The organism is Blautia sp. AF14-40 (assembly GCF_003479665.1).
Lineage (GTDB): Bacteria > Bacillota > Clostridia > Lachnospirales > Lachnospiraceae > Fusicatenibacter > Fusicatenibacter saccharivorans.
The window spans coordinates 1-7,378 of record NZ_QUHK01000053.1; the positions used below are offsets into that span (position 1 = coordinate 1).

Consider the following 7,378-nt stretch of genomic DNA (forward strand, 5'->3'; position numbering starts at 1 on the left):
CTTTCTTTTGTGCAATATTTTGGATTTGCTCATTTATAGTTCTTATTTTGCTTTTTCTGCCGTCCAGATTTTACCGTCGCGGATGACAACCTGTTTTTCTTTCATCAGATGGCCGACCGCGCGCTTAAATGCTGCTTTGCTGAGGCCGAATTCTCTCTGAATCACTTCCGGTGATGCTTTGTCATCAAATGGAAGGACACCTGCAAATTCCTCAATCACAGAAAGAACGCTCTCTGCATCGATTGCGATCTGCTCGTACGCTTTTCCGCGTGCGGACAGGGAGAGTTTTCCGTCCTCTTTGACTTCGGTAACGCGGCACTCAAGTTCCTGGCCGACATGATAGTCTGCCTGTGCTTCTCTCTTTGGAATCAGACCGGAGTAGCGGTCATCAACAGCAACGAAAACGCCGAAGTTTCCGCTGATCTCGTAGATTCTTCCCTTTACGATATCGCCTACGACGTACGGAGAATTGGTTTTCAGGAAATGGTAAACCTTCATCGTTGCGCAGAGACGGTCGCTCTTGTCGATGTAGAGGGAAACCAGAACCTCATCGCCCGGATGGAGGCGGCGGGTCTGCTGTTTAAACGGAAGAAACAGATCTTTTTCCAGACCCCAGTCCAGAAATGCTCCGATCTTTCCGGTAGCAGCTACGTTTAAGACAGCCAGCTCTCCAAGCACCAGCTTCGGCTCTCTGGTTGTCGCAATCAGACGATCGCTGGAATCGCGGTACAGAAATACTTCCAGCTCATCTCCCTCTTTTGTTCCTTCCGGCACCTGTTTGATCGGCAGGAGAACACGCTCCTTCTCGCCTGCTTCGCGGGTCTCTCCAAGGTAAATACCGAATTCTACTTTCTTTACTACTACCAGCTTTTGCTTTCTTCCTATATTTAACATTTGACTTCCTTTCTTACTGCTCGTCGAGGGCCTTCATGCTCATCTCCTCGAGCAGGTCGCTCTTGATGTGGTACAGCTTGTCGGACAGATCCACATAAACCTCATGCGGATTGACCAGACGTTTTGACTCCTCCCAGAGGGTATCTTTCTCTCTGGTGCAGATGTCGCGGATCTCCATCACAGACGGAGAAGTATAGACGCATGCGCCTCTCTGGAAAACCGGAACGAGAAGCTCTCTTAACGTATAGGTTCCGCCTTTGATCTTCGTCTTTTTCCAGGTCTCGATCGGATCGAAAATAATCATATCTTTGCTCTCGTCGAAGATCTCGCCTGCGAGGCAGATCAGATCTGCACGGATCTTTCCGCTTTCTTTATCATAAATACGAAAAATGGTCTTGTTACCCGGATTTGTTACTTTCTCAGAGTTCTCGGACAACTTGATCTTCGGTGTGAATTCTGCGTCATCTTTATCTTTTGCTGCTGCCAGCTTGTAAACGCCGCCGAATGCCGGCCAGTCACCGGATGTGATCAGGTTGGTGCCGACGCCCCAGGAATTGATCTTCGCACCCTGGGTTTTCAGGCTGTCGATCAGGTACTCATCGAGGTCACTGGATGCGGAAATGATGGCATCGCCGAAACCTTCTGCCTCGAGCATCTGATATGCTTTTTTCGACAGGTAAGCCAGGTCACCGCTGTCGATGCGGATGCCGTAGCCCTTCATCGGTAAGCCCTCTGCTCTCATCTCTTTGAAGACGCGGATCGCATTCGGAACACCGGATTCGAGAACATCGTAGGTGTCTACGAGAAGAATGCAGGCTTCCGGATACATTTTCGCATACGTTTTGAATGCGGTGTACTCATCCGGGAAGCTCATGATCCAGCTGTGTGCGTGGGTTCCCTTGACTGGAACGTCAAACATCTGTCCGGTCAGGACATTGGAGGTTCCGATGCAGCCGCCGATCATGGCAGCACGCGCGCCGTAGATACCGGCATCCGGTCCCTGTGCACGGCGGAGTCCAAACTCCATGATGCCGTCGCCCTTTGCCGCGTAAACAACGCGGGATGCTTTCGTCGCGATCAGGCTCTGATGGTTGATCATGTTCAGAATCGCGGTCTCTACAAGCTGTGCCTCCATGATCGGAGCGACAACTTTTAAGAGCGGTTCTCTTGGGAATACGACGGTTCCTTCCGGGATCGCATAGATATCTCCGGTGAAATGGAAGCCTCTTAAATACTCCAGGAAATCATCGTTGAAAATATGGAGGGAACGGAGATAGTCGATGTCATCCGGTGAAAAGTGAAGATCGCGGACATACTCGATTACCTGCTCAAGTCCTGCACATACGGCGTATGCGCCGCCGCATGGATTCTTTCTGTAAAATGCATCAAATACCACGATCTGATCGGACGGGTTCTCGTAGTAGCCCTGCATCATGGTAAGTTCATATAAATCGGTTAACAGTGTAAGGTTCTGCGCTCTCATGGCAAATTCCCCTTTCCTCATTGTGTTTATTACGTTCGTATCTTATTCTTTCCGATTGTACCACAATCATTGAAATTCCACAACTACGTATGGCTGTCCTTTTTCATCGTTCAGCGAGATAAAACAGCCGTTTTCCGTCTCGGCGCGCAGCGGATGCAGGACGTCACCGAGGTGCGCCTGCTGTTTGTATTCGGCGCGCATCCGGTGCACGGTGAAGTTCTTCGGAAGGCATTCACCGGCAAGGGAAATGAACTGTGCATTATTGACGTGGTGGTTCGTATCGAGGTTGTGCGGCCGCACCGGGAACGGTTCGCCGATGAAATCTGCTTCCGGCATTTTCACTTTGCGCTCGCCGAAATCCTCGCCGATCGGATCGTCAATGCCGTAGGCGTCTGTCGTCTCTTTCGGTGCGCGGACGGGATGACCCGTTTCCATATTGACGTAAGACCAGATGGAGTTGGCACAGGCGAGCATTTCGCCGTCTTCTGTTTCCATCGTGAAGTTACGCATGCCAAGAAATCCTTTGAAGCCGCTCGCCCATGTAGTGATTTTTACCGCTTCACCGAGGGATGGATAGCGGCGCACATGAATCTGCCACGCGGACAGCACCCAGGCGCAGCCTCGTTTTTTGAGCTCCGCAACGCCCTCGCCGATCGCTTCCGACTGGAAGGTACTGCAGTCCTGAAAGTAATTGATCAGCCCCGGCAGGGTGAGATTTCCGTCCTCACCGATTTCGCTGTAGCGGATTCTGCTCGTAAAGGAATACTTCATCGTTTGTTCCTCCTGCTGTATTTGTTTTTGAGCATCGAAAAAGGCCTCAGGTACGAGACCTGAGACCTTTCAATGAGCTGGGCTACCTGGATTCGAACCAGGAACTGACGGAGTCAGAGTCCGTTGCCTTACCGTTTGGCGATAGCCCATTGCCTTGCGACAAAATGTATAATACACTATCGCAAGAGAAAAGTCAACACCTTTTTTGAAATTTTTTTATTTTTTTCAAAAAACTGACTTTTGGAACATTTTGGAAGGGATTTGACGGCTCAACCCGGCCGTTGTCACTCTCCCGCCACGTATTTTTTGTCGATGTTGACGACGCATTCATACTTCTCATCCATTTCCTTCATCAGCGCCCCGATCTGCCCGATCACGCGATCACAGTCTTTCTTCTTATAAGAATACGGGATTTCAAGATCAAAAATCAGCTTCTTTTTCTCCGACCCGTTGATCATACGGAAATCGTGGAAGGAAAGCTCCGGATCAAGAATGGAAATTACGTTTCTTACCTTCTCCTTTGTCGCAAGAACCGTCGCATCGTGGATCTCCACCGGATCCATGTGGATGACCAGCAGAATCCCCAATTTTTCGCCGACCTCATGTTCAATGCGGTCGATAATATCATGCGATACCTCGATATCGACATCTCGCGGCACCTCCGCATGGATCGATGCCATACTTCTGCCAGGCCCGTAGTTGTGGACAATCAGATCATGGGTTCCTACAATTCCTTCATAGGAAGCAACCTCTTTCATGATCCGTGCATACAGATCCGGATCCGCGCCCTGCCCGATCAGCGGTTCCAATGTATCTTTTGCAATGGAAATACCGGACCACATAACGAGTACCGCCACAACAAGTCCTGCGATTGCGTCGATATTAACCGAAAGGAAATGGCAGATCAATGTAGAAGCGATCGTTGCGCTCGTCGTGATCACGTCACCCATGGAATCCGCCGACGTTGCCAGCATCACCTTCGACTGAATGCGGTTTCCCAGTTTTCGGTTGAAAAGCGCCATCCACAGCTTTACACCAACCGAGAGCACCAGAATCAAAAACGGAACCATCTGAAATGTGATCTCTTCCGGATTGCGGATTTTCTCCAGAGAGCTCTTTAAAAACGTAAAGCCGACTTCAATAACCAGAAACGAAACGATCAGCGCTGCAATATACTCGATCCGTCCATGCCCGAACGGATGCTCTTTGTCGGCCGGCTTGTTTGCCATCTTGACACCAACAAAGCTGATCACAGACGATGCCGCATCGGAAAGGTTATTGAACGCATCCGCCATGATCGCCAGAGAGTTCATTCCGGCACCGATCAGCAGCTTTGCCGTAAACAGCAGAATGTTGCAGCAGATTCCCACGATACTTGACAAAATGCCGTAGCTCGTGCGCACATCCGCGTTGTCGGTTTTCTCATAATCTTTTACAAAACGTCTTACCAGAAAATCTGTCATGGTTCCCCCTTCTTTTAAAAAAAGGCCTCCTGCATTGCCGCGGAGCCCTTACGTTTTCTCTGTCTTTTTCTATAGTAGGCAGTGTCGGAAAAAAAGTCAAGCCTAACATATTTTCGGGATTTCTACTAATAATTACAGGGGACTCTTCCGGCAGCATTTGACAATTGAATGAGAGTTTTTCTTTTCCCTCTGCCTTTCGAGTCCCCTATAATTTGATTTTTATTTTACTTTATAAATTTTAGCCATATCCTGCACATACAGCGGATAGAACCGATAGCCCGCAAAATCGCTCCGAAGAGCAACCTCGCATGCCATATCCTCGATATACAGGTTTGCCGCATCGTCACAGAGCAGTGTTTCCATTTTTTTGTAAAGCTCAACCTGCTCCTCTTCATCCGTGCTGGTCTTAACCTGCTGATACAGTTTATCATACTCTTCGTTGCTGTAGTTGATAAAGTTCTTGGATGATGTTGAGGTAAACCGTTCCAGGAGTGCGCGTCCGGTCAGATAGGCCGCATCAACGCCGACAACCGTGGACTGGAAATTCCGGTCTGCATATACATCCGACAGCCAGCTGTCCCACTCGACCTGCTGAATTTTGGCAGTAACACCGATCGCTTTAAGCTGCTCTACCAGAACCTGGGCTGTATCGATATGCTGCTGATAATTGTTTGGCACTGTAATCGTAAGCTCAAATCCATCTGGGTATCCGGCTTCTTTTAACAGTTCTTTTGCCTTCTCAATATCCTGATTATATCGCTCTGACAGTTCCGGCACATAATATTTTCCAAATGCCGGGAACATGCTGCTTCCGATGATCGTTCCTTTTCCGTCCGCAATCATATCCAGCACTTCCTGACGGTTTGCCGCATAGCAGAGCGCCTGGCGCACCTTCACATTGTTGAACGGTTCCACGGCATTGTTCAGATACAGCGCCTGTACCAGGTTCATACCGCCGTCATAAATCGTAAAATCGGAATCTTCGGCAAGCTGCGCTGTCTGTGTGGAACTGAGACGTGCATACATGTCCAGTGTACCGGATTTCAGGTTTGTTACGACTGCATTGCTGTCCTTGACAATTCGAAATGTTACCTTGTCCAGATACGCCTGATTTTCCGTATCCCAGTAATCGCTGAATTTTTCAAGGACAATGTTTTCCTGCGGGGACCGTGATACATAGTGGAACGGGCCTGTTCCGACTGGATCTGCTTCCAGATCTTCCACATGCTCAGGTACAATCGCCACCGTCAGATAGGCAAGAAACTCGGTGTCTGCCTCTTTTAAATAGATGTCGATCGTGCTCTCGTCCGGAATTTCAACCTTGTCTACATTGGAAAATGCCTCTACCAGAGGCGTTCCGTCTCCGTTGATACCCGCACAGCGTTCGATTGAATATTTTACATCCTCTGCAGTGACGGTCGTTCCATCGTGGAACTTGACACCATTCCGGAGCTTGAAGGTATAAACCTTTCCATTCTCCGAGATCGAATGGCTCTCTGCCACCGCATCGTTCAGATTTCCTTCTTCATCGGGCTTTACAAGGCCCTCATAAATATTGAATAGGATTTCTTTCGTTCCTGCCGCAACAGATTTGTGTGGGTCAAGACTATCCTCAATGTCCTGAGGAATTCCTACCGTGATGGAACCTCCCATAACAGGTTCCCCTGTCGGGGTTGATTCCGTTGATACCTGAGAACTTGTGGTATCGGAAGAATCTGCTTTCCCATCCTTGCCATCCTGGCATCCGCCAAGTACAACAGTAAGAGCTGCAACTAAAAGCAGCGCAAGTACGCTTCTTCTTTTCTTCATGATTTCTCCTTTTGATACGAGTTCTCTCATTTTGTAATTGTCACGCCTATTGTATCCGACCTGTTCCCAAATAGCAAGTACATTATTGTATACAATTTATTTTCCGAATCCGGAAATCGCGCGCATCCATCCCTGCCGTTTTATCCTCGCACCTTTTTTCCCGCACGCCCCGGCTCGGTTTCTTTTCGCCGGAAAAAGATAAAAATTTTGCCGCCCGGGAATTTTAACATTCCCGGGCGGCAAACGCTTTTGCTTTTTTTCTTTTATCCTTCAATGGAGATTGTCTTTTTCTGCTCCACAGCCGGTTTTGCTTCCTTCTTCGGTACGAAGAGTTTCAGCAGACCGTGTTTAAATTCAGCCTTGATATCCTCTTCGGTAATATCCTCACCTACATAGAAGCTTCTACTGCATGCACCTGCGTAACGCTCTTTACGGATGTAGCGGCCGCTCTCTTTTTCTTTCTCGTCTTTGTCAAGACCTTTCTCTGCACTGATGGTCAGATAACCATTTTCCAGTGTGGCCTGAACTTCATCTTTTGTGAAGCCCGGAAGGTCAACCACTACCTCGTAGCCATTATTCAGCTCGCGAATATCTGTTTTCATCACATGGCTGGCTTTGCGGCCATACAGTTTCTTTTCTGTATTCTTCATCTCTTTGTCATAATCATAGAACGGAAAATCGTTGAAAAAGTCATCAAATAAATTTTCTCCAAAAATACTAGGCATTAACATAAGTCATCGCTCCTTCTTATTCTTCTCATGGAACCTGATCCATGCTTTTTCTCCGGTTTTTCTTTTCACCGGATCTTTTTGTTTACCTGTTTCTTTGGAACGGAAAGGCTTCCGGATACCGGAGGTTTTCTTCTTTTCCTCTCTTTGTATCCCTCTTCCTTTGTTCTAGCTGTAATATAACACTTATTATTAGCACTGTCAAGAGGTGAGTGCTAATATTTTTGTTA

Annotated in this window: 6 protein-coding genes and 1 tRNA gene; all 7 read right to left on the bottom strand. The window is 48.1% G+C overall.

Annotation, left to right across the window (positions count from 1 at the left end):
- Window positions 1-42 precede the first annotated feature (42 nt).
- On the bottom strand, window positions 43-894 hold the full coding sequence (locus DWW13_RS17315) for a CvfB family protein (protein ID WP_022462037.1): 852 nt from the start codon (window positions 892-894) through the stop codon (window positions 43-45).
- A 13-nt stretch (window positions 895-907) separates the two neighbouring features.
- Window positions 908-2,377, bottom strand: a complete 1,470-nt coding sequence (locus DWW13_RS17320; protein WP_118720697.1) for a nicotinate phosphoribosyltransferase — start codon at window positions 2,375-2,377, stop codon at window positions 908-910.
- Window positions 2,378-2,443: 66 nt separating this feature from the next.
- A complete protein-coding gene (locus DWW13_RS17325) occupies window positions 2,444-3,148 on the bottom strand; it encodes an acyl-[acyl-carrier-protein] thioesterase (RefSeq protein ID WP_118720699.1) in 705 nt (234 codons plus the stop codon).
- A 77-nt stretch (window positions 3,149-3,225) separates the two neighbouring features.
- Window positions 3,226-3,297, bottom strand: a tRNA-Gln gene (locus tag DWW13_RS17330).
- Between the two features lie 135 nt (window positions 3,298-3,432).
- Window positions 3,433-4,611, bottom strand: a complete 1,179-nt coding sequence (locus DWW13_RS17335; RefSeq protein WP_118601701.1) for a cation diffusion facilitator family transporter — start codon at window positions 4,609-4,611, stop codon at window positions 3,433-3,435.
- 219 nt (window positions 4,612-4,830) lie between these two features.
- Entirely contained in the window at window positions 4,831-6,420 is a 1,590-nt protein-coding gene (locus DWW13_RS17340; protein WP_055267768.1) for an ABC transporter substrate-binding protein, read from the bottom strand.
- Between the two features lie 263 nt (window positions 6,421-6,683).
- Window positions 6,684-7,151: an Hsp20/alpha crystallin family protein gene (locus tag DWW13_RS17345; protein ID WP_055218984.1), complete on the bottom strand. Its 468-nt coding sequence runs from the start codon at window positions 7,149-7,151 to the stop codon at window positions 6,684-6,686.
- Window positions 7,152-7,378 lie beyond the last annotated feature (227 nt).